The sequence below is a fragment of the Salinicola sp. NYA28a genome, assembly GCF_976982775.1.
In genome coordinates this window covers 3,866,720-3,884,923 of sequence record NZ_OZ334582.1, presented here as the reverse complement: position 1 = coordinate 3,884,923, position 18,204 = coordinate 3,866,720, and the positions used below count along the sequence as shown (strand labels likewise).

The following is an 18,204-nucleotide window of genomic DNA, read 5'->3' as shown; positions in this document are numbered from 1 at the left end:
CTTTCATGCAGACCAAGCATTTCCTGACCGCTGCCAGCGCGGCGTTCATGGTGGTCACCACGGCAACGGCCAACGCCGATGACGGCTACGACGCTCCAGAGAGTTGGCCCTCGCCCATGCAGGAACACAACATGGGCATGGCGCTGTTCGACAGGCTTGAATACAGCATGCCTGATAAAGGCCTGGATACCGTTGTATGGGATTTTCAAGGCTGGTACGGCGGTGACGTCAACCGTGTGTACATCAAGTCGGAAGGCGAAAACGTCTACGCTTTGTCTGAAAAATGATGTCTTGCTAGCCTTTCCTCCCTCAGACTTGGAGGTATTGTCATGGCAGGACGTTACGAGATTTCCGATCAGGGTTGGACATTGATTGAAGATATCGTTTCGCCTGGCACGCCCGCTGGGCGTGGACGCCCACGCCGCGATGACCGGCAGATGCTCAACGGCATCTTCTGGATCCTCTGTTCCGGCGCCAAATGGCGGGATCTGCCCGAACGCTTCGGCCCATGGAAAACGGTCTACCAGCGCTTTCGTCAGTGGCGAGATGACGGCACACTCGAACGCAGCCTGTCACGCCTTCACCTGAAGCTTCGGGAAGATGGTTACATGGATCTCGATACCTGGATGGTGGACTCCACCTCGATTCGAGCGACTCGCTCTGCCGCTGGTGGCAGTAAAAAAGGGGCTCTGGAGAACGGGTAGGCCATGCGCTTGGACGAAGCCGAGGCGGCCTGACCACCAAGATTCACCTGGTTTGCGATGCCAATGGCGTTCCCCTGAGCTTCCTGCTATCGCCTGGTCAGCATGCCGATTCACGCTATCTCGTTCCTGTCATGGAGCAGATCCGCTTGCCAGGTCATACGGGACGTCCCCGCAAGCGCTGCCGCCATCTGCTGGCCGACCGAGGTTACGATAGTGATCGATTGCGTCGCTACTGCGACCGGTACGGAATACGACCGACGATCCGGCACCGACAGATGCACCGTCGCCCCAAGCCAGGACTACCCCGCCTGTTCGAGCGCCCGCGTTATCGGCGTCGCAATGTGATAGAGCGTCTATTTGGCTGGATGAAGGAAAAGCGGCGACTTTGTACTCGCTACGACAAGCTGGCAAAAAGTTACCGTGCCATGGTCACGCTGGCCTGCATCGAGCGCTGTTTACGGGTCTATTTTTCAGACAGAGCGTAGGGCGACGGCGAAGATGCCGAGTTCGAATCCCTTGAACTGCTCTACAGCCGCCTGATTGCGGATTTTTGGGAACTACAGGGCGGCGTGGGTTACCAGGGCGGCGTGTTTTCCGATGATCACGCCGAGCGCACCTACGGTGTGGTCGGCCTGCAGGGTGTGATGCCCTACGGTATCGAAACGGACGTCGCCCTACAGCTCAGCGAGGACGGCGATCTGGCCGCCAGTTTCGAGGGCGAATACGACCTGCGCCTGACCCAGCGGCTTTACCTGCAGCCACGCACGGAAATCGCCATGGCCGCCAATGGAGTCGAAGCATTTGGCGTGGGCGAAGGATTGAACTCCGTGCGTGTCGGCATGCGATTAGGCTACGAGGTAACGCGCCGTGTCGCGCCTTACATCGGCGCTTACTGGGAAAAGGAGTACGGTGAGACTGCGGATCTAACTCGTGCCAGCGGTGATAGAACGGAGGGCACGGGCGTTGTCGCGGGTATCAGACTAATCTTGTGAATCATCCGGTGGATTCAGGGCAACGTCGGGTAGTGTTTGCGGAATACATGGGTGGTGGCGCAAATGCGCAGTGGAGACGGTGAGTCGGTTCGAGGCGCACTGTAGTGTGTGTTCGAGTAGTGTTGCGCTATCTTGACCACTGCGCCGCCGTCTCGAGCACCGTTGCCAGGGGAGAACTTGCCATGACCGTAATGACCGCCGCCGAAATCGAGGACTTCCTCGATGACGTCTTTCCTCAGCGTCAGGGCACCATCGAGGCCGTGGATCACATGCGGGCGACCATGAGCCTGGCGATCGAGGACGAGCATCTGCGCCCCGGCGCCTGTGTTTCCGGTCCGTCGATGGTCAACTTGGCCGACGTCTGTCTCTATGTGGCGGTTCTGGCCCAGATCGGGCCGGAGGCGATGGCGGTGACCAGCAATCTCAATTGCCATTTTTTGCGGCGTGCGCGCAGCGACCGGGACCTGATCGCCAACGCACGCATTCTCAAGCTCGGCCAGCGTCTCGCGGTAGGCGAGGTCCAGCTCTTTTCCACCGGTGACGACGAGCCCGTCGCGCTGGTGACGGCGACCTACGTGTTGCCGGATCGGGATGACTGAAGCGCGGGCTCGATGCAGGACGCTTCGATCTACGCCGTAGCCGGCCGTTGACGCCAGGCACTCCACGCCAGCACCAGCCAGCCCGCCATCAACAGCAGACCGCCGAAGGGCGTGACTATCCCCAGCGGGCGTGCGCCAACCAGCACCAGGCAGTAGAGCGAGCCGCTGAACAGCACCATGCCCGCGAACCAGAGCTTGATGGCCAGCATCTGCCCCTGCAGGGCGCGTTGTCCATGCCAGGCGAGCACGGCCATGACCGCCAAGGTGTGCCAGGCCTGGTAGCGTACGGCGGTATGGAAGACTTCGAGATCGCGCGGGGAGAGCGTGCTGGTCAGCGCATGGGCGCCAAAGGCACCGGCCGCCACGAGAACGAATCCGCTCAGGGCAGCGAAACTCCAGGCCCACTTTTGGTGCATGTTGCGACTCCTTGATGGCGACTATGCTTTGGGGATGTTGACGGTCGGTGCGGCCTTGCGTGAAACGTCAGCCATCCCTAGGGGCGTCAGCCGCGGAATTGACGCCCGCTAGTCTAGCGCGTAAAAAACCGCCTCGGCAGCCGCCCTGCAGCGTTTGCGACGTCATCGTTACCCCCAAGGATCTCCGAAATGGAATTCATCAACACGCTTCACGACGCGGTCTACGCGGTCATGACTCCGGTCAGCGAATTTGTCTGGACCTATATTCTGCTCTACCTGCTGCTGGGTGCTGGGCTTTTGTTCACCTTGCTCACGCGTTTCATGCAGTTCCGGCTGTTCGGCCACATGGCTCGCGTCACCTTCAACAGCCGCGGTTCCGGCAGTGGCGTCAGCGGCTTTCAGGCCTTCGCGACCTCGCTGGCGGCTCGGGTCGGCACCGGCAACCTCGCGGGCGTGGCGATTGCGCTGTGGGTCGGTGGCCCCGGGGCGATCTTCTGGATGTGGATGACGGCGCTGGTCGGCTTCGCGACCTCCTTCATCGAGTCGACGCTGGCCCAGACCTACAAGAAGCGCAACGAGGACGGTGTCTTCCGCGGCGGCCCCGCTTACTACATCGAACGGGCGCTGGGGCAGCGCTGGATGAGCGTGCTGTTCGCGATCTTCCTGTTGATCGCCTACGGCCTGGCCTTCAACGGCGCGCAGTCCAACACCATCGCGCAGGGGCTGTCCCAGGCGTTCTCGATTCCCAACTGGGTGACCGGCGTCGCATTGGTGATCATCACTGCGCTGGTGATCTACGGCGGGCTCAAGTCCGTGGCGCGCACCGCCGAGAAGATCGTGCCGATCATGGCCATCGGATACTTCCTGGTGGCGCTGTACGTACTGGTGGTGAACATCGGCGAAGTGCCCGCCATGCTGGAGCTGATCGTCAAGAGCGCCTTCGGTTATGGCCCGGCGGTGGGCGGCGCCGTCGGCTACACTATCAAGATCGCGATGGAAAACGGCATCAAGCGTGGCCTGTTCTCCAACGAGGCGGGCATGGGCTCGGCGCCCAACGCCGCCGCCCAGGCCGACGTCAAGCACCCGGCGGCGCAGGGGCTGGTGCAGTCCTTCGGCGTATTCATCGATACCCTGGTGATCTGCAGCTGCACGGCGGTAGTGATCCTGCTCTCCGGCGTCTACGAGCGCCTGATGAGCACCTCGCCGGGTCAGGACATCGTCGGCATCCAGTTGACCCAGGACGCGATGGTCGATCACCTTGGCAGCTTCGGCGAGATCTTCATCGCGATCGCCATCTTCCTGTTCGCGTTCACCTCGATCATCGCCAACTTCTCCTACTCGCAGATCAACATCGAATATCTGTTCCGGGGCCGTGCCAAGGCCGCGGTTTCGGTCCTGCGGTTGGCGGTGCTGGCGATGGTCATGATCGGTTCCGTGGCGCAGTTGCAGTTCGTGTGGGACTTCGCCGACCTCGCCATGGGGCTGATGGCCACGACCAACCTCATCGCGATTCTGCTGCTGTGTCCGATCGCGCTGCGCGTGCTCAAGGATTACGAGCGTCAGCGCAAGGCGGGCGTGCACGAGCCGACGTTCGATCCTAAGAAGGTGCTGAAGCGCCCCGAACAGGTCGACGCCGACGTCTGGCCTGCGCGCGAAAGCACCGACCGAGTCGCGCGCGACGCCTGACCGGGATGCCTGGTTCTCCTTGAGGCGCTACAATGCGCCTCCTCGAGATCTGCTTCAGGGAGGCTGCCATGCAGATTCAGCTCAACGGTGAACCCAGCCAGCTCGATGGCGAGCAGACACTGGCCCAACTGGTCGATTCGCTCGGCCTGACGGGGCGGCGTATTGCCATCGAAGTCAACGAAGAGATTGTGCCACGCAGCCTGCACGCGCAGACGCGCCTGAACGACGGCGACAGCGTGGAGATCGTGCATGCCATCGGCGGGGGTTGAACCCGCCAGATTCATGACCAGGAGCCATTCATGTCTCAGTTGATCCAGGACACCCCGTTGATCGTGGCCGGACGCCGCTTTGCGTCTCGATTGCTGGTCGGCACCGGTAAATACCGCGACTTCGAAGAAACCGCCGCAGCCATCGAGGCGAGCGCTGCCGACGTGGTGACGTTCGCGGTCCGTCGGACCAACCTGGGCCAGAACCCGGACGAGCCCAACCTGCTCGATGCGATATCGCCGTCGCGCTACACGCTGCTGCCCAATACCGCCGGCTGCTACACCGCCAAGGATGCCGTGCGGACCTGCAAGCTCGCGCGCGAACTGCTCGACGGCCACAATCTGGTCAAGCTCGAAGTGCTGGGCGACGAGAAGACGCTCTATCCCAACGTGGTCGAGACGCTGGCTGCCGCCGAGACCCTGGTCAACGACGGCTTCGACGTCATGGTCTACACCAGCGACGATCCGATCGTTGCCAAGGAACTCGAAAAGCGCGGCTGCTGCGCGGTGATGCCGCTGGGCTCGCTGATCGGCTCCGGCAATGGCCTGCTCAATCCGGCGACGCTGGCGCTCATCATCGAGCACGCCGAGGTGCCGGTGCTGGTCGATGCCGGGATCGGCACGGCTTCCGATGCGGCGTTGGCAATGGAGATGGGCTGCGATGGCGTGCTGATGAATTCCGCCATCGCCCACGCCAGGCATCCGGTGATGATGGCCCACGCCATGCGCAAGGCGATCGAAGCCGGGCGCGAGGCGTTTCTCGCCGAACGCATGCCGCGTCGCCAGAGCGCCAGCCCCTCTTCGCCGTTCGCCGGGCGGATCAACGCCTGAGCCTTCCGGTCGACTCCCGCAGGGCCGCTGCCAGCCAGCGGCCATTCCCTTTACTTGCCCTGTTGATTCCTCCGCATGACTGACAAGACGACGCCCGATACCCAATCCCCCGCCGAAGAGGCGCCCGTGCGCCGTGGCATCAAGAGTTACGTGCTGCGCGCCGGACGCATGACGGCGGCGCAGGAGCGTGGCCTGAAGGAGGTCTGGCCCAAGTGGGGGCTGACGCTGGACGATGGCCGCCAGGACCTCGAGCAGCTGTTCGGCCGCAAGGCGCCCTGCGTGGTGGAAATCGGCTTCGGCATGGGCAAGTCGCTGGTCGAGCAGGCCGAGCGCCATCCCGAGACGGACTTCATCGGCATCGAGGTTCACGCACCCGGCGTGGGCAAGCTGCTCGACGAGGCCGACAAGCGCGGGCTTACCAACCTTCGCGTCTATCGCGAGGATGCGCTGGCCGTGCTGGCGGACTGCCTGCCGGAAGCGAGCATCAATACGCTGCAGCTCTTCTTCCCCGATCCGTGGCCCAAGAAGAAACACCACAAGCGGCGTATCGTGCAGTTGCCGTTCGTCGAGCTGGTGCGTTCCCGCCTCGAGCCGGGCGGCAAGCTGCACATGGCGACCGACTGGCAGCCCTATGCCGAGTTCATGGCGGAGGTGATGGCCGAGGCGCCGGGGTTCGTCAACACCGCGCCGGCCGAGACGGCGCCCTACGTCGAGCGCCCCGATTTCCGCCCGCTGACCAAGTTCGAACAGCGTGGCGAGCGCCTGGGTCACGGCGTCTGGGATCTCATCTACCGGCGCGTCTGATCGCGCCGCTGCCCATCGCCGAACGCCGAGATCAGAAAGACGAGACCCGCCGCGCCAAGCTGTGCCGTCAAGGTCGCCGGCCTGCCGCGGCCCTGGGGCGCCGGCATACCTGGGTCACGGGCATAAAAAAGGCCGCCCTGGGCAGGGCGGCACTAAGGACCGTGACTAGCATGATGAGGAGATAACCATGGCAGGAACCTGACATTCGCTGCTGTGGTCAGTGGCGTTTGGCGACGCCACGATGGAAAGGTTAATCATTCTCATTCATCGTTGCAAGCGTAACGAGAATCTTTTTTATTTGGGGCGGTCAATTCCTCCCGACACCGTGTGCTCAGTTCACGCCAAAAGCGTTCAAGAGCAGCGGCAATGTCGCCATGGCCAGCAGCGTCTGGCCGGTGATCACGGCGGCCATCAGTTCCGCGTCACCGCCCAGTTGACGGGCCAGGATATACGCCGACGTGGCGGTCGGCAGCGCGGCGAACAGCAGCGCGACATCTCGGTCCGCGCCGTGAAGGCCGACCATCCAGGCCAGCGCCAGTACGATCAAAGGGGTGACGAGCAGCTTGAGTGCGCTCGACAGCCAGAATGCCTTGCCGCTGTGCCATAGTGCCTGGGGGCGCAGTGCCACGCCCACGGCGACCAGCCCCAGCGGCAGAGCGGCATTGCCGAGCAGTTCAATGGCCTCGAAGCTCCAGCCGGGCAGTCCGATACCGCTGAGATTCAGCGCGATACCCAGCAGACAGGCCAGAATCAGCGGGTTGCGCAGCAACGCCACGGCGCTGCGACGCAGGCTGGCGCTACCCAGCGTGCCGGACGCGATGAAGGCCAGCACACAGAGGATATTGGCGGTCGGCACCATTAGCGCGACTGCCACGGCCGCCACCGTGGTGCCGGTCGCGCCATGCAACGCCGTGGCACCGGCGACGCCGACGTAGGTGTTGAAGCGCACTACGCCCTGAAAGGTCGAGGTGAAGGCGGGTGGCGCCAGCGCCAGGCGATGTCGCGCCAGCCAGAGGCCCAGGCCCAGCAGTGTCATGGTGCCGAGCAGCGTCACGCCGAGGCGCAGTACCGGCACCTGTCTGACGTCCGCGGTTGCCAGCGTTGCCACCAGCATGGCCGGGAACAGCAGGTAGTAGATGAAGCGCTCGAGTCGGGGCCAGAAATCGCCACCCGGAAATCGTGCCCAACCCAGGGCGGCTCCGAGTAGAATCAGCAGAAAAAGCGGGCCCAGGGCGTTAGCGATATCGCTCATGTGTCATCCTTGTCGAGCGCTCCGATGAGGTTCGCGGCGCCGGTGCCGGCCAGTTTATCGACTAATACCCAACCCTTGGAGTCTTCGAAAGTCCATGGCTGCCTACGAAGAGGAAACTCCCAGACCGCGAATGCTCAACCTGCTGATCGGCGTCACTCTGATGACGATCGTCATCGCGCTCTGGTATTTGCTCGATTACTACTACCTGCGGGAGTCGACCCATGACGTGACCTGGTATCCGCCGGCACAAGGCTGCGTGCTGCTGGATGGTGGGTGCCACGCCAACCTTGGGATCGATTCGTCATTGGGGTTCGCGTTGCAGGAGGTGCACGACGGCGAAGGCATGTTGACGTTCGAGGTTCGCGTTCATGGCCGCGCGCCGCAATCGGTGACGGTCCAGTTCATCGGTCGCGACATGAACGTGCAGTCGCGGCGGCTTTCGCTACAGTCGAAAGGGGATGGCTTGTTCGTCGGGCAGGGAACGCTGGGGCTGTGCAGCGCTCACGTGGATGCCTGGCGCGCGCAGGTGGTGGTGCTGAGCGATCATGGCTTGAAAGGCAGCTGGTTCGACTTCGACAGCCAAGAGCTGGGCGGGCCGACGGGAAGAGACGACAGGCGCTGCCTGTAAACGCCGACGCCGGCCTCGATGGGCCGGCGTCGGGTGAAGCGGTGGGTGAACGTGGCGATCGAGACGAAAGCCACGCCGTCGGCGTTTAGCTGTCGCCGTTGTCACCCGCGGCGCTGCTGCTGTCGTCGGGGTTGATGGCAAGCAGCTCGACCTTGAACTTCAGCGCCTGGTTGGGGCCGATGGGGCCGCCGGTACCGGCCGGGCCGTAAGCGAGGTCGGAGGGAACGGCGATTTCCCAGGTATCGCCGACGTGCATCATCTTCAGCGCTTCCTGCCAGCCGGGGATGACCTGATCGACCTTGAACGAGATCGGTTCGCCACGCTTGTAGGAGCTGTCGAAGACGGTGCCGTCCGGCAGGGTGCCTTCGTAGTTGACGCGAACGGTATCGTCGGCGCTCGGGGATTCGCCGTCACCGGATTCCAGGACCTTGTACTGCAAGCCGGAATCGGTGGTCTCGACGCCCTCTTTCTTGGCGTTTTCGGCGAGGAAGGCTTCACTCTTCTTGCGGTTTTCGTCCGCGACCTTCTTCTGCTCGGCTTTCTGCTCGGCGATCTTCTGCTGCTGATACTGGGTCAGCGTGCTGCTGATCTCGTCCTGACTCATCTGCAGGTCGGCGTCGCCGTAGACGTCCTTGATGGCCGCCGCAAAGGCATCGACGTCGAGATCCTTGATGTCCTTGGACAGACCCTGACCCAGCGTGGCGCCGATGCTGTAGCTGAGCTTCGCCTGGTCACTGTCGAGATCGACCTTGTCCTGCGCGAAGGCTGTCAGCGGCAGCGTCATGATGCTGCCGAGCGCGACGGCGGTTACCAAACGTTTCATGCAAACTCCTTGGGTCACGAATGAAACCGATGTTGGCCAGAGTGTAAAGAAGCCTCGAACACCGGCTGGATAGTCGTGTTGTGACTCTAACAGGTGGGTTTTGGTTCCGCATCCGGGGCATCGATTGTCCAGCGCGTCATCAATCGGCGTAACGGCAGGTAATCGTCGGCCGTCATGTCGCGCAGGGTTCGGCAGGAAGCCAGCGCCTGCTCGAGCGGGGAATTCCCCTCGGCGACGAGCGTGGGGAGCGCTTCCAGGCGCGTCAGCATCTCGCGTTCGGCCTGCAGCTCGGCCTGCTTGAGCGTCTGGCGTAACGGCTCCAGCTGCGGCCGCCGCTGCGCCTCGCTTTTCAATGCGCGTCGTCGCTCGCGCAGCGGTACGGTCATCTCGCGTTGCCAGCATCTCGCCTCGGCCAGGGCATTGGCTGCCGCCGGGTCAGGGCGTTGGCGGCGCTCGCTCAGCCAGGCGACCCACAGCAGTTCGCAGATGTCCCAGCCGTGTTCATCCTGCAGCATCAGGCATTCGGCCTCGACGCCGGAGCGAGCGTAGCGGTCCAGGGCATAGGACCAGAGTGAATCGGACCAGAGCGAGTCGGATGCAGCGGTGACGGACATGACATTCCATACCGGTGGCGGATGGCTGATAGAATGAGCGCCCATTCGATGCGCCCTGGAGCCCGGCATGATCGCATTCCGCCAACTCGCCCTGCAACGCGGCACCCGACGACTGTTCGAGGGCGCCGACCTGATGCTGCACGAGGGGCAGAAGGTCGGCATCGTCGGTGCCAATGGTGCCGGCAAGTCGAGCCTGTTCGCGCTGATCCGGGGTGAGCTCGGCGCCGACGCCGGTAGCGTCGAGATCGCCGGTGGCAAGCGGATCGCCCACATGGCACAGGAGGTTTCCGCCATTGAACGGCCGCTGGTGGAGTTCGTGCTCGACGGTGACGACGCCTTGCGCGAGACGGAGACCGCGCTGGCCGAGGCGCAGGCCAATGGTGACATGCAGCGCGAAGCCGTGCTGCACGGCCAGATCGAGGCCCTCGATGGCTATACCGCCCGGGCTCGCGCCGAACAGCTGCTCGCCGGGCTGGGGTTCGCCCAGGACGATCTCTATCGCCCGCTGGCGGCCTTCTCCGGTGGCTGGCGGATGCGCGTGGGTCTGGCCCGGACGCTGTTCACGCCGTCGGAAATCCTGTTGCTCGACGAGCCGACCAACCACCTGGATCTGGATGCGCTGCTGTGGCTCGAGCAGTGGCTGACGCGCTATCCCGGCACGCTGATGCTGATCTCCCACGATCGCGATTTCCTCGACGCGGTCTGCGACCACATCCTGCATATCGATCAGGGCCAGTTGATGCTCTATCGCGGCCATTACAGCGCCTTCGAACGTGCCCGTGCCGAGCGCCAGATCCAGCAACAGGCGGCGTTCGAGAAGCAGCAAGCGCGGCGGGCGGAGATCGAAGGCTTCGTCGAGCGCTTCCGCGCCAAGGCGACCAAGGCACGTCAGGCCCAGAGCCGATTGAAGATGCTCGAGCGCATGGAGACCATCGCCGCGGCGCGGGTCGATTCGCCGTTCCGCTTTCAACTGCCGTGTGCCGACAAGACCTCGACGCCGCTCCTATCGCTGGATCAGGCCGCCCTGGGCTATCCCGAGCGCACGATACTCGAAGGCGTGAAAGCGTCGATCCTGCCCGGTGAGCGTATCGGCTTGCTGGGGCCCAACGGCGCGGGTAAATCGACGCTGATCAAGACCCTGATCGGCGATCTGCCGCCGCTCGCCGGCGCTCGCGTACCGGGTGAGAATCTGGTGGTCGGCTACTACGCCCAGCATCAGCTGGAGCATCTGGATCTCGGCGCGACGCCGTTCACCCACGTGCAGCGGCTCTCGCCCACGGCCAGCGATCTGTCGATTCGCAACTTCCTCGGGGGGTTCGGCTTCCGTGGCGACGACGTGTTCGGCGACGTGTCGCGGTTCTCCGGCGGCGAGAAGGCGCGTCTGGCGCTGTCGCTGGTGGCCTGGGAAAAGCCCAACCTGCTGCTGCTGGACGAGCCGACCAACCACCTCGATCTGGACATGCGCGAGGCGCTGGCCGAAGCGCTGGCGGAGTACGAAGGCGCCGTGATCATCGTGTCTCACGACCGTCACCTGCTGCGGGCCAGCGTCGATACGTTCTGGCGCGTTGCCGACGGGCGCGTCGAGCCTTTCGATGGCGATCTCGACGATTACCATCAATGGCTGAAGTCCCGGGAAGCGGAGCGGCGGCGCGATCTGAAGCAGGAAGCGCGCCAGGAGAAAGGGCCGGCGGATGGCGGCGATCGCAAGGCGGCGCGGCGGGCAGCCGCCGAACGCCGCGAGCAGATGAAGCCGCTGCGCAAGCAGCGCGACGCGGCGGAAAAGAAGCTCGACAAGGCGCAGGCAGCCCTTTCGGCCCTGGAGGCGCGGCTGGCGGACCCGGACATTTACGACGCCGCCCGCAAGGACGAGCTGGCGCGCCTGGTCCGCGAACAGGGCGAGCTTCAGGCCGAGGTGGAGCAGCTCGAGAGTGACTGGATGGCGGCGGAAGAGGCCTTGGAGGCGATGGAGGCGGAACTGCTGCAGGCGGAATCCTGACGCCATTGATGCTGGCCGCTGGCTTCGAGCTTCGAGCTTCGAGCTTCGAGCTTCGAGCTTCGAGCTTCGAGCTTCGAGCTTCGAGCTTCGAGCTTCGAGCTTCGAGCTTCGAGAAAGGGATTGCGAACTTTCAGCGGGATCGAATCCTGAATTCCGCGGCTCGCGGCTCGCGGCTCGCGGCTCGCGGCTCGCGGCTCGCGGCTCGCGGCTAATCGGCGTAGATCATCTTTCTGGTCATCCCTCCATCCACGCTGATGTGCTGGCCGGTAATGAACCCCGCCTTGTCGCTGGCGAGAAAGGCTATCGTCGCGGCGACATCGGCGGGCTGGCCGACGCGTCCTGCCGGATGCTGGTTGCGATCGATATCGCGATGTTCAGGCTCGCTACGCTGGCTAGTCTTTTGCCACGGTCCGGTTTCGATCCAGCCCGGGCAGATGGCATTGACGCGAATCTCCGGCCCCAGGCTGACGGCGAGTGCATGGGTCATGGAGAGCAGCCCACCCTTGGCCGCCGCATAGGACTCGCAGTGGGGTTCCGATTGCAGGGCGCGCGTGGAGGCGATGTTGACGATGGCGCCGCCACGGTGGCGCAGGCCGGGCACGGCGGCGCGGGTGCACAGGAAGGCGCCGGTCAGGTGGCTCTCCTGCCATCGTCGCCAGTCCGCCAGCGCCAGGTCCTCGATCGGGCCACACACCGGGTCGGCGAGGCCGGCGTTGTTGACCAGCAGATCCACGCCCGTGGACTGATCGTTTTCCTGCTGCCAATCCGTCAGATGCTGGAAGGCTTCCTTGACCTGCAGTTCGTCGCTGACGTCGACCACCATGGCCAGCAGCGTTGCCTCGGGGTAGTCGGCGTCGAGTTCGGCCACTGCTTCCGGATCGCGATCCAGCGCCGCGACACGCCAGCCTTCGTCCAGCAGGAGCTCCACCGTGGCGCGCCCGATGCCCTGGGCGCCGCCGGTAATGATGGCGAGGGGGTGAGTCATGATCGAGAATCCTTTCATCGCGGCTCGAATGGCCGCTGTTCCCTGTTTATGCACCGCCGAATCCGGCGGGCATCGTTATTACCCGAGCCGTCGGTCAGCTCAAGTTTCCAGCATGAAAGTCACCGGCCCGTCGTTGATCAGCTCGACCTGCATGTCCGCGCCGAACCGGCCGGTTGCCACTTTGGGCCACGCCGTTTGGGCCTGCTCAACCAGATAGTCGAACATGGCCTGGCCGTGGGCCGGCGGCGCGGCGCTGGAAAAACTCGGGCGCAGCCCCTTGTCGGTCGATGCCACCAGCGTGAACTGGGAGACCAGCAGCAACCCGCCCTCGATCTGTTGCAGGTTGCAATTCATGCGTCCCTCGCCATCCGCGAACACCCGGTAGTGCAGCAGCTTGTGCAGCAAGCGGTCGGCGTTGGTCCGGTCGTCTTCCGCGGCGACGCCGACGAGCGCCAGCAATCCTTGATCGATACGCCCGACGGTCTCGCCGTCGATGTCGACCGAGGCCCGGCTGACTCGCTGGATCAGAGCTCGCATGGCGGTTTGGCATCTCTCTCGATTGGGAATGGGGCGATGAGCGAAAGTTTAGCACGCTGAGCCCCCGATGAAATGATCGAGATTAGTAGCAAGCAAAGCGTTATTGAAAACAGGCGGTACTAGAACGTATGTTTATGTTACCCATGCCTCAAGGGTTGGGTGACTGCTGGAAACTGGCGCCACACGCTGCCTGCTAACGTCGCGATGGCCGAATCGCCTTTCGAATAGCGGGTTTTGACGGCGCCGGGGTGCAATTGTCATGGGTCAATAAAGGCTTTGACGCCCGCCGCTTGGGTGGTGCTACTATCCAGACGGATCGAGCTGCTGCGAATTGTCCTGGTTTGTCGAGGATGAGTCATGACAATTTGGCAAGGCCACGCCAAGCTGGGCGAGATGAAAATGATAAATGCGCCCGTCACCGAAAACTTGAGTTAATCGCGATCCGCCGCTGCGGATCCGAACCTTGCAGACGGAGATTTTGAACGATGCGACACAACATCAATAAAGGCGTTATCAATAAAGGCGTTATCAATAAAGGCGTCACGACACTGATTGCCGGTTCCGTACTTTCCTGCCTGGCCGTAGGCATCGCGCAGGCCGCGTCACTCCAGGAAATCAAGGATTCCGGTTCGATCAAGATCGCCGTCGCCAACGAAATTCCCTACGGCTACATGGACATGAGCGGTGAGGCCAAAGGTGCCGGCCCCGATGTCATCCGCCATATCATGAACGAGATGGGCGTCGACGACATCGAGTGGGTCACTACCAACTTCAGCTCGCTGATTCCGGGCTTGCAGGCGAACCGTTTCGATATCGCCGCGGCCGAGATGGCCGTGTTGCCGGATCGCTGCCAGCAGGTGATCTACTCCGAGCCCAACTCCTCCTACGGTGAAGGGCTGCTGGTCAAGGAAGGCAATCCCAAGGATCTGCATGCGTTCAGCGACTTCGTCGAGGGCGACGCCAAGATCGCCATCATGGCGGGCGCGGATCAGTTGGACATGCTGCAGGCGCTCGGCGTACCGCAGGAGAACATGGTCACCATCTCCAGCAATGCCGATGCGATCTCCACAGTTTCGACCGGCCGCGCCGATGCCTATGCCGCGACCAGCCTGACGGTCAGCGAGCTGGCGGGCAAGAGCGATGACGTCGAGTCGGCAGCGGAATTCGTGGACCCGGTCATTGATGGCGAAGAAGTGCGTAGCTGGGGCGCTTTTGCCTTCAACAGCGACAACACCGAGCTGCGTGATGCGGTCAACGAGGCGCTGGCGAAGTACAAGCAGACCGACGACTGGAGCGAGACGCTGATGGGCTATGGCTTCAGTCAGGCCGATGTCGACGGCTCCAGCCATCACACCACGGAAGAACTCTGCACCGCGGATTCCTGAGTTTTGCAATCGAACTTCTGAACCCGATGTGACGGTGAGCGCTCGCTCGAGACGACGGTTCTCGGGCGAGCGTTCGGTTCGTCCTTGAACGGTGCCGGTACTGCCGGGACCGTTCGTTAGCGAATGCGGAGTCTCCCCGATGGAATGGACGAGCTATCTCGCCCCCTTGTCCCAGGGTGCGTGGGTGACCGTGCAACTCACGGTCTACTCGACGATTCTGGGCGGCATCTTTGCCTTCCTCTTCGGTCTCGGCAAGCTGTCTCACAATCCCCTGCTCAAGGGAATCAGCGTTGCCTATATCGAAATCTTTCGCGGTACGTCGCTGCTGGTGCAGCTTTTCTGGATCTACTTCGCGCTGCCCATCATGGGACAGGCGATCGGTCTCGATCTGCGCTTTCCACCGGTGGTGGCAGGGGTAGTCGCGCTGGCGCTGAATATCGGTGCCTATGGGGCCGAGGTCGTGCGTGGCGCGGTGCAGGCCGTGCCCAAGGAGCAGTACGAGGCGGCGACGGCGCTCAATTTCACCTCGCGCAAGCGGCTTTGGCGAATCACGCTGCCCCAGGCGATCCCGGAGATGATGCCGACCTTCGGCAATCTCGCGGTTCAGAATCTCAAGGACACCGCGCTGGTATCGCTGATCTCGCTGGGCGACATGGCTTTCCGCGCCGAACAGATCCGCAACTTCACTCAGGACAGCGTGACCGTCTATACCCTGGTCCTATTCATGTACTTCGGCATGGCGCTGGTATTGACCGCGTGCATGAAACTGCTGGAACGCTACGTTGGCCGCTGGCGCGCGGCGGGGAGATAACGCATGTTTTTCGGCATCGAATGGGATACCAGTAGCCAGTGGGCCTTTGCGGTCTCGATCTTTCCGATTCTGCTGCATGGTCTGGTGGTGACCCTGCAGGCCACCGTGGTCGGCTTCTTTATCGCCCTGATCCTGGGGCTGGTGCTGGCGGCGCTGAAGAGCGCGCCGACTCGCCTCATCCGCTGGCCGGCCAAGCTGGTGACGGAATTCATCCGCGATACGCCACTGCTGATCCAGCTGTTCTTCCTGTTCTACGTTCTGCCCGAGTTCGGACTGACGCTGCCGGCGTTCCTGACCGGTGCGCTGGCGCTGGGCGTGCAGTACAGCGCCTACACCTCGGAAGTCTATCGCGCGGGCCTGGAAGCCGTGGCCAAGGGGCAGCGCGAAGCGGCGCGGGCGCTCAATCTGGCGTCGTCGCGAACCTTTACCCATATCATTCTGCCGCAGGCGGTTCCACGCATCATTCCCGCGCTGGGTAACTACCTGGTCTCGATCATGAAAGACGTGCCCGTGCTGTCGGTCGTGACCGTGCTGGAAATGCTTGGCGTGGCCAAGATCATCGGCGACCGCACCGGCGGCTATCTGATTCCGCTTTCCATGGTGGGTGGCCTCTATCTGGTAATGACGATCATCGCGTCCTTCGGTGTGCGCTACCTGGATACCCATTTGCCCAAGCGAGGCCTTTCTCTCAAATGAACGACGCCACGAAAACTCGCGATCCCATCATCAAGTTCGACAAGGTCGTCAAACGCTTCGGTGATCACGTGGTACTCGACGAGCTCGACTTCGAAGTCCAGCGCGGCGAGAAGGTCACCATCATCGGCCCTTCCGGCTCCGGCAAGTCGACCGTGCTGCGCATCCTGATGACGCTGGAGGAGATCAACGACGGCGTCGTCTACGTCGGCGGCGAGCCTCTCTGGCACCAGCGCAAGGGCGACTCGCTCGCGCCGGCCAGCGAGCAACATTTGCGCCAGATGCGCAGTCAGTTGGGCATGGTCTTCCAGCAGTTCAATCTGTTTCCGCACATGACGGTACTGCGCAATCTGACCGAAGCGCCGGTGCAGGTGCTGGGCGTGAGCAAGGCCGAAGCGAGAAAGCGCGGCATGGAGCTGCTGGAGATGGTGGGCCTGACCGATCAGGCCGGCAAGTATCCCCACCAGCTCTCCGGCGGCCAGCAGCAGCGTGTGGGCATTGCCCGTGCGCTGGCGATGCGGCCCAAGGTCATGCTCTTCGACGAGCCGACCTCGGCGCTGGATCCCGAGCTGGTGGGGGAGGTGTTGAACGTCATTCGCACTCTGGCGGACGAGCACGACCTGACCATGCTGCTGGTGACCCACGAGATGCATTTTGCGCGCCAGGTTTCCGACCGTATCTGCTTCTTCGACCAGGGGCGGATCAAGGAGCAGGGCAAGCCGGAGGATATCTTCACCGCGCCGAAGGAAGAACGGACCAAGGCGTTCCTGAAGGCGGTTCTCGATCCGGATGATTGAACACGAGCCACGAGCCACGAGCCACGAGCCACGAGCCACGAGCCACGAGCCACGAGCCACGAGCCACGAGCCACGAGCTACGAGCTACGAGCTACGAGCGTTGCCGTGCTGCCTCGCGGCGCCGGTCCAGCCAGAGCATGATCGGCCCGGCGGTCATGCCGTGGAAGAGGATGGAGGCCAATACCAGGAAGCTGACCAGCGTCCAGGCGCTGTCGAGCTCGCCGAATTCCGCCTTGCTGCTGGCGTAGGCGAGGTAATAGAACGAGCCCACGCCACGGATCCCGAACAGGCTGACCACCGCCTTTTCCCTCGACTTCATCTTTGAGCCGATCAGCCCGATCATGCCGGCCAGTGGCCGGATCACGAACAGGATCACCAGCCCGGCCACCGCCATCGGCCAGGTCAGGCCATCGAGCAGCGGTCCGGCCAGACTGCCGCCGAACAACACCAGCAGGAACATCATCAGCAGCCGTTCGATCTCTTCGGTGAAATCGTGCAGGCGCACGTGATAGTCGTGGGCTTCTTCCTGGGTACTGCGCAGGGCCAGCGCGCCAACGAACACGGCGATGAAGCCGTAGCCGTGGATCGCTTCTGCGCCGGCATAGGTGACGAAAGTGCCACCCAGGGCGACGAAGCCTTGCCCGGTGCTGGCGAGAGACATACGCCCCGACCGGAACATCAGCAGCCCCAGCAGCCAGCCAAAGAACCAGCCCGCCGCGACGCCTGCGGTGATCCGCCACAACACGTCCATGGTGAACCAGTCCCATGTCCACGCGCCGGGCGAGGTGCCGTTGATGGCTACGGCGATCGCCAGATAGGTGAACGGAAATGCCAGGCCATCATTGAGGCCGGCTTCCGAGGTCAGGCTGGCGCGCACCTTGTCGCCGGGGCCGGAACTCGGCGGGCCGACCTGGACGTCGGCGGCCAGCACCGGGTCGGTCGGCGCGATCACGGCGCCGATCAGTAGCGCGGTTTCCCACGGCAGGCCCAGGTAGTAGGCGCCCAGCGCGGCAATGCCGCCGATGGTCAGCGGCATGGTGATACCCAGGAGACGCTGCGTGTCCGTCCAATGACGCCATTTCAGCGGGTCGTCGATCTTCAGCCCGGCGCCGGCCAGCGAAATGATCACCGTGAGTTCCGTGAGTATCTCGAGCGTCCTGACGTGTTCTCTGGGCTGCAATCCCTCCGCGCCGAGCTGAGAGAACAGGGCGAAACCGATACCGATGCAGATGATCGGCAATGACAGCGGCAGTTTCGGTGTTAACGTCGGCACCCAGGCGACCAGCAGTATCAGCACACCCAGGCCGCCCAGAACAATGATGTGGGGGTCCATCCAGACTCGATCTCCCTATCTCTCCATCTCACTATGTGGGAGCCGGGATCCT

20 protein-coding genes and 1 pseudogene are annotated in these 18,204 nt (G+C 63.2%); 14 read left to right on the top strand and 7 right to left on the bottom strand.

Translation table 11 applies throughout. From position 1 onward, the window contains the following. The first annotated feature begins 5 nt into the window (after positions 1 to 5). From ACWHY3_RS17550 to ACWHY3_RS17535, 4 genes and pseudogenes are all read left to right on the top strand, one after another. Positions 6 to 287, top strand: a complete 282-nt coding sequence (locus tag ACWHY3_RS17550) for a copper resistance protein B (protein WP_143543278.1) — start codon at positions 6 to 8, stop codon at positions 285 to 287. A gap of 42 nt (positions 288 to 329) precedes the next feature. Then, a protein-coding gene (locus ACWHY3_RS17545; protein WP_110650779.1) for an IS5 family transposase occupies positions 330 to 1,189 on the top strand; the annotation gives its coding sequence in 2 pieces (ribosomal slippage) (positions 330 to 699 and positions 699 to 1,189; 861 coding nt in all). A gap of 27 nt (positions 1,190 to 1,216) precedes the next feature. Continuing rightward, positions 1,217 to 1,696 (top strand): annotated as a pseudogene (locus ACWHY3_RS17540) (copper resistance protein B); the annotation flags it as partial. A 182-nt stretch (positions 1,697 to 1,878) separates the two neighbouring features. Further along, entirely contained in the window at positions 1,879 to 2,295 is a 417-nt protein-coding gene (locus ACWHY3_RS17535; protein WP_087718683.1) for a PaaI family thioesterase, read from the top strand. Between the two features lie 29 nt (positions 2,296 to 2,324). On the opposite strand, the gene ACWHY3_RS17530 is transcribed toward ACWHY3_RS17535, so the two are convergent. Then, positions 2,325 to 2,711 carry a DUF423 domain-containing protein gene (locus tag ACWHY3_RS17530; protein ID WP_303856806.1) on the bottom strand — a complete coding sequence of 129 codons (387 nt, stop codon included), beginning with the start codon at positions 2,709 to 2,711 and terminating at the stop codon, positions 2,325 to 2,327. Between the two features lie 189 nt (positions 2,712 to 2,900). Here ACWHY3_RS17530 and ACWHY3_RS17525 point away from each other — a divergent pair, with 189 nt between their 5' ends. The 4 genes from ACWHY3_RS17525 to trmB all read left to right on the top strand — a co-directional run bounded on the left by ACWHY3_RS17525 (position 2,901) and on the right by trmB (position 6,298). Beyond that, complete coding sequence (locus tag ACWHY3_RS17525; RefSeq protein ID WP_448127122.1) at positions 2,901 to 4,397, top strand: alanine/glycine:cation symporter family protein; 1,497 nt, start codon at positions 2,901 to 2,903, stop codon at positions 4,395 to 4,397. 68 nt (positions 4,398 to 4,465) lie between these two features. Next, entirely contained in the window at positions 4,466 to 4,666 is a 201-nt protein-coding gene (gene thiS, locus ACWHY3_RS17520) for a sulfur carrier protein ThiS (RefSeq protein WP_087718706.1), read from the top strand. Positions 4,667 to 4,696: 30 nt separating this feature from the next. Then, complete coding sequence (locus tag ACWHY3_RS17515) at positions 4,697 to 5,494, top strand: thiazole synthase (protein WP_448127121.1); 798 nt, start codon at positions 4,697 to 4,699, stop codon at positions 5,492 to 5,494. A gap of 75 nt (positions 5,495 to 5,569) precedes the next feature. Further along, complete coding sequence (gene trmB / locus ACWHY3_RS17510) at positions 5,570 to 6,298, top strand: tRNA (guanosine(46)-N7)-methyltransferase TrmB (protein WP_448127120.1); 729 nt, start codon at positions 5,570 to 5,572, stop codon at positions 6,296 to 6,298. A 331-nt stretch (positions 6,299 to 6,629) separates the two neighbouring features. On the opposite strand, the gene ACWHY3_RS17505 is transcribed toward trmB, so the two are convergent. Continuing rightward, positions 6,630 to 7,550 (bottom strand): AEC family transporter, encoded by a 921-nt coding sequence (locus ACWHY3_RS17505; RefSeq protein ID WP_448127119.1) that lies wholly within the window; start codon positions 7,548 to 7,550, stop codon positions 6,630 to 6,632. A gap of 94 nt (positions 7,551 to 7,644) precedes the next feature. On the opposite strand from ACWHY3_RS17505, the gene ACWHY3_RS17500 reads away from it, so the two are divergent. Next, positions 7,645 to 8,178, top strand: a complete 534-nt coding sequence (locus ACWHY3_RS17500; RefSeq protein ID WP_143543257.1) for a hypothetical protein — start codon at positions 7,645 to 7,647, stop codon at positions 8,176 to 8,178. Between the two features lie 85 nt (positions 8,179 to 8,263). Here the strand turns inward: ACWHY3_RS17500 and ACWHY3_RS17495 are convergent, their stop codons facing one another. After that, on the bottom strand, positions 8,264 to 9,001 hold the full coding sequence (locus tag ACWHY3_RS17495; protein WP_448127118.1) for an FKBP-type peptidyl-prolyl cis-trans isomerase: 738 nt from the start codon (positions 8,999 to 9,001) through the stop codon (positions 8,264 to 8,266). Between the two features lie 86 nt (positions 9,002 to 9,087). Next, positions 9,088 to 9,615, bottom strand: coding sequence for a TIGR02444 family protein (locus tag ACWHY3_RS17490; protein ID WP_332779715.1), 528 nt, complete (start codon positions 9,613 to 9,615; stop codon positions 9,088 to 9,090). 67 nt (positions 9,616 to 9,682) lie between these two features. On the opposite strand from ACWHY3_RS17490, the gene ACWHY3_RS17485 reads away from it, so the two are divergent. Next, entirely contained in the window at positions 9,683 to 11,611 is a 1,929-nt protein-coding gene (locus tag ACWHY3_RS17485) for an ABC-F family ATP-binding cassette domain-containing protein (protein ID WP_448127117.1), read from the top strand. 208 nt (positions 11,612 to 11,819) lie between these two features. On the opposite strand, the gene ACWHY3_RS17480 is transcribed toward ACWHY3_RS17485, so the two are convergent. Both ACWHY3_RS17480 and dtd read right to left on the bottom strand, forming a co-directional pair. Further along, on the bottom strand, positions 11,820 to 12,596 hold the full coding sequence (locus tag ACWHY3_RS17480) for an SDR family NAD(P)-dependent oxidoreductase (protein WP_087718672.1): 777 nt from the start codon (positions 12,594 to 12,596) through the stop codon (positions 11,820 to 11,822). A 99-nt stretch (positions 12,597 to 12,695) separates the two neighbouring features. Further along, on the bottom strand, positions 12,696 to 13,133 hold the full coding sequence (gene dtd, locus ACWHY3_RS17475; RefSeq protein WP_087718671.1) for a D-aminoacyl-tRNA deacylase: 438 nt from the start codon (positions 13,131 to 13,133) through the stop codon (positions 12,696 to 12,698). Between the two features lie 485 nt (positions 13,134 to 13,618). Here dtd and ehuB point away from each other — a divergent pair, with 485 nt between their 5' ends. The 4 genes from ehuB (at position 13,619) to ehuA (ending at position 16,819) form a co-directional block, all read left to right on the top strand. Continuing rightward, entirely contained in the window at positions 13,619 to 14,518 is a 900-nt protein-coding gene (ehuB, locus tag ACWHY3_RS17470) for an ectoine/hydroxyectoine ABC transporter substrate-binding protein EhuB (protein ID WP_448127116.1), read from the top strand. A gap of 139 nt (positions 14,519 to 14,657) precedes the next feature. Then, on the top strand, positions 14,658 to 15,329 hold the full coding sequence (ehuC, locus tag ACWHY3_RS17465) for an ectoine/hydroxyectoine ABC transporter permease subunit EhuC (protein WP_087718669.1): 672 nt from the start codon (positions 14,658 to 14,660) through the stop codon (positions 15,327 to 15,329). 3 nt (positions 15,330 to 15,332) lie between these two features. Further along, entirely contained in the window at positions 15,333 to 16,025 is a 693-nt protein-coding gene (gene ehuD, locus ACWHY3_RS17460; protein ID WP_087718668.1) for an ectoine/hydroxyectoine ABC transporter permease subunit EhuD, read from the top strand. Further along, positions 16,022 to 16,819, top strand: coding sequence for an ectoine/hydroxyectoine ABC transporter ATP-binding protein EhuA (ehuA, locus tag ACWHY3_RS17455; protein WP_087718667.1), 798 nt, complete (start codon positions 16,022 to 16,024; stop codon positions 16,817 to 16,819). The genes ehuD and ehuA overlap by 4 nt, the downstream gene beginning before the upstream one ends. A gap of 91 nt (positions 16,820 to 16,910) precedes the next feature. Here ehuA and ACWHY3_RS17450 read toward each other — a convergent pair whose 3' ends face one another. After that, complete coding sequence (locus ACWHY3_RS17450; protein WP_087718666.1) at positions 16,911 to 18,152, bottom strand: cation:proton antiporter; 1,242 nt, start codon at positions 18,150 to 18,152, stop codon at positions 16,911 to 16,913. Positions 18,153 to 18,204: the final 52 nt, after the last annotated feature.